The sequence below is a fragment of the Phyllobacterium sp. P5_D12 genome, assembly GCF_054049495.1.
This window is the reverse complement of the sequence record NZ_JBFUMG010000605.1, coordinates 1-2526: the sequence shown is the minus strand read 5'-3', so window position 1 is coordinate 2526 and position 2526 is coordinate 1. Positions and strand designations below refer to the sequence as shown.

General features: G+C 61.2%; 3 protein-coding genes. All 3 read right to left on the bottom strand.

What is annotated here, in order from left to right:
* Positions 1 to 80 precede the first annotated feature (80 nt).
* A complete protein-coding gene (locus ACXJ5O_RS24135) occupies positions 81 to 896 on the bottom strand; it encodes a formylmethanofuran dehydrogenase subunit C (protein WP_457302119.1) in 816 nt (271 codons plus the stop codon).
* Entirely contained in the window at positions 893 to 1801 is a 909-nt protein-coding gene (gene fhcD / locus ACXJ5O_RS24130) for a formylmethanofuran--tetrahydromethanopterin N-formyltransferase (protein WP_457302120.1), read from the bottom strand. Before fhcD ends, ACXJ5O_RS24135 begins: the two co-directional genes overlap by 4 nt.
* Positions 1802 to 1806: 5 nt before the next feature.
* The coding region (locus ACXJ5O_RS24125; protein WP_457302118.1) for an amidohydrolase family protein at positions 1807 to 2526 on the bottom strand (720 nt) is incomplete at its 5' end.

The following is a 2526-nucleotide window of genomic DNA, read 5'->3' as shown; positions in this document are numbered from 1 at the left end:
GTCCTCGGGTCAAGCCCGAGGATGACGGAAAGCGAGGCGCTCTTTCGCACCGGCCCATCAAATCAGCGACGGGGATCAGTTTACTTGCCGCGCCGGAACAGAATTTCGCCCTTGCCGGACACGGCAACGTCGCCGCCAAATTTGCCCGGCCTTGCGCCGAGCAATGGCTTGTCCATGATTTTCTCCTGGACAAGAAACCGGTCGAATACGCCCGAAAAAGCGATGTCGGTTTCGCCGCAGTCGACAAAGGTCGGGGCAAGATTTTCCGGGCGGCGGTCCAGGAACAGGGAGCCGCGCTTCATCAGGTAGCCTGGCATTGCACCAACGCGGCCGCTAACGACAATCGACCCGGCGATCATGCGGTAGCCGGCATAGTCACCGCAGCCCTTGAGGATGGCAATGATGCCACGACGCAGTCCCTCACCTGCGTAATTTCCGGCCTTGCCGCGAACAATCAGCAAGCCGCCTTCCATGCCGGTGATTTCACCGGCAAGCGGCCCGCCGAGATAGTCTCCGGCATTGCCCTTGATCTCAAGCCTGCCATCGACCATACCCGAACCCACGTGGTCGCCGGCGCTGCCGTCAATGAGCAGAGAACCGCCGGACATTTTCCTGCCCGCCTCAAGACCGACATTGCCGGTGACGCGAATGGCGCCACCGCTCAACCCGCTACCGACCTTGTCGAAGCGCGCGCTGCCGCCCTCGAAAACGATACTCTGCGAATCTTTGCCGGTGACCTTGAAGATATCGCCCACCAAGGCGGGATCGCGGGTCGTTCCGATACGCAGCTTTTCTATCTGCGCATCCGTCAACCCGGCCAGCCCGGCAGGTGTCAGAGCCGAGAGGTCGAGACGTTCTTCCGGTTCGGCAAGAAGCGAGAAGGTCAGCGCTTTCATGGCAGCAGATCCTTCAGGTGGTAGTGGAACTTGCCGAGCTTGCCGCCGTAATTGCCGGCGCTGATCCGAACCGCACCTCGCTTGGGGCCAAGTTCGATGACCGCCTTCAGTCCTGCGCGCATGGCAGCCGTCACAGCGTCGTTGTTCTCGCCATCGATGACGATCTCCAGCACTGCATTAACCTCCGGCGTCAGCGCGGAGTTGACAACGCCGCGCAGGGTCGGTGCGAAGGCGTCATTGGTCGAAGCCATCATGCCCTTATATTTGCCGCCGACTTTCGAGCCCGACCGGACCACGCCTCCCGGGAACGGCATGATCGCGCCGGGCACCTTTTCGATGGCGGCTACGGCGCGTTCCGCGGCGCGCAGGGCCTTGGCATTATCGGCGGCAAGGAGCAGGAGATTGCCGCCGCCGACCGCAAGCTTGGTCAGTCCCGTGGTCGCCTCGCAAAGGAACTCGCCATCCATCACCGGCACGCGCCAATAGTGCTTGCCGCCAAACTTCTTCGATATCTGCCAGCCATCGCCGAAATAGCGCAGCGCATTGCCGAGATCGAGCGGCGCCGTTCCTTCAAGATCGGCAAAGCAGGCGCTGCCGGGCGATGTCAGCACACATTGGCCGAGGCGGTTCTTCAACTGCTTCTGCAATTCGTCCGTGCCTATGGCAAAAATCATGACACGGCAACCCGGCCGGCCATCCGGGGTTTTCGACGCGGGCAAATCCCTGTCGATGGCCGCCTCGCAGCCGCAGCCGATAACCGAGGTCGCATAACCAGTCATGGTGATGGCGGCCTGCCGCGCCCATTTCAACGTCGGCGCCGTGATGATGATCGCAGTGGCGCGCATGCCGAAGGCTTCAGCGAAAGTATCGTCGATAACGACGCCATTGCGGTTCAACTGATGCATCCCGTTCATGAAATCACCTCCGCAAATGGGTCCGGACGCTGGATAGCGGAATCCGGGAAGGTGAACCAGTCGAGCGAAAGACCGTAGCGCTCTTCATGGTAGGCTTGCATACGCTTGACCATCGCCTTGTCCGGCGGCGGGTTGAGGCGCAGCGTCTTGCCCCAACGATAGTGGGTTACCTTGCCGTTCTTGACGACGAGATCGCCATTCTTGAAAACCAGCGCCGCCTCGCGGAACATTTTTGCGATATCCCTGCCCTTGCGATAGACCGCGACATCGGCGATGGCCCCGGCCCCGAGATGGCCGCGATCCTTGAGGCCAAGGAGCTTCGCCGGAGCTGCACGGGTCATGATGGCGATCTCTTCCAGCGTATATTCGCGGCGCACCGAGGCGAGCGTCGTCAGCCCGAGCGCCGTTGCATTGAGCTCCGTGGATTTCGCATCGCGGGCATTGCTGCTCATCAAAAGTTCGAAGAGTTCCGGATAAGCGGTAAAAGGCGCGCCGTTCGGATGATCGGTGGTGAAGTATACGCGCCATGGGTCGGTGATGAGCAGGAAAAGCTCAAGGCCTACCGCCCATTGCAGCGAGCCGTAGTAGTCCTGCTTGTAGCGGTAGGGCACGATGCCGCCGCCGCCATTTCCGTCGCCATCGAGAATCACGGTCTTTTTCGGGCTGGCATTGCCGATCGCCGAAAACTGCCGCATCACGTCCGACGAGATGGTCTC

What these genes read in the sequence shown, in the direction of transcription:
- fhcD (WP_457302120.1), bottom strand. Translation starts at nt 1,801, where the DNA reads ATGCATCAGTTGAACCGCAATGGCGTCGTTATCGACGATACTTTCGCT.
- ACXJ5O_RS24135 (WP_457302119.1), bottom strand. Translation starts at nt 896, where the DNA reads ATGAAAGCGCTGACCTTCTCGCTTCTTGCCGAACCGGAAGAACGTCTC.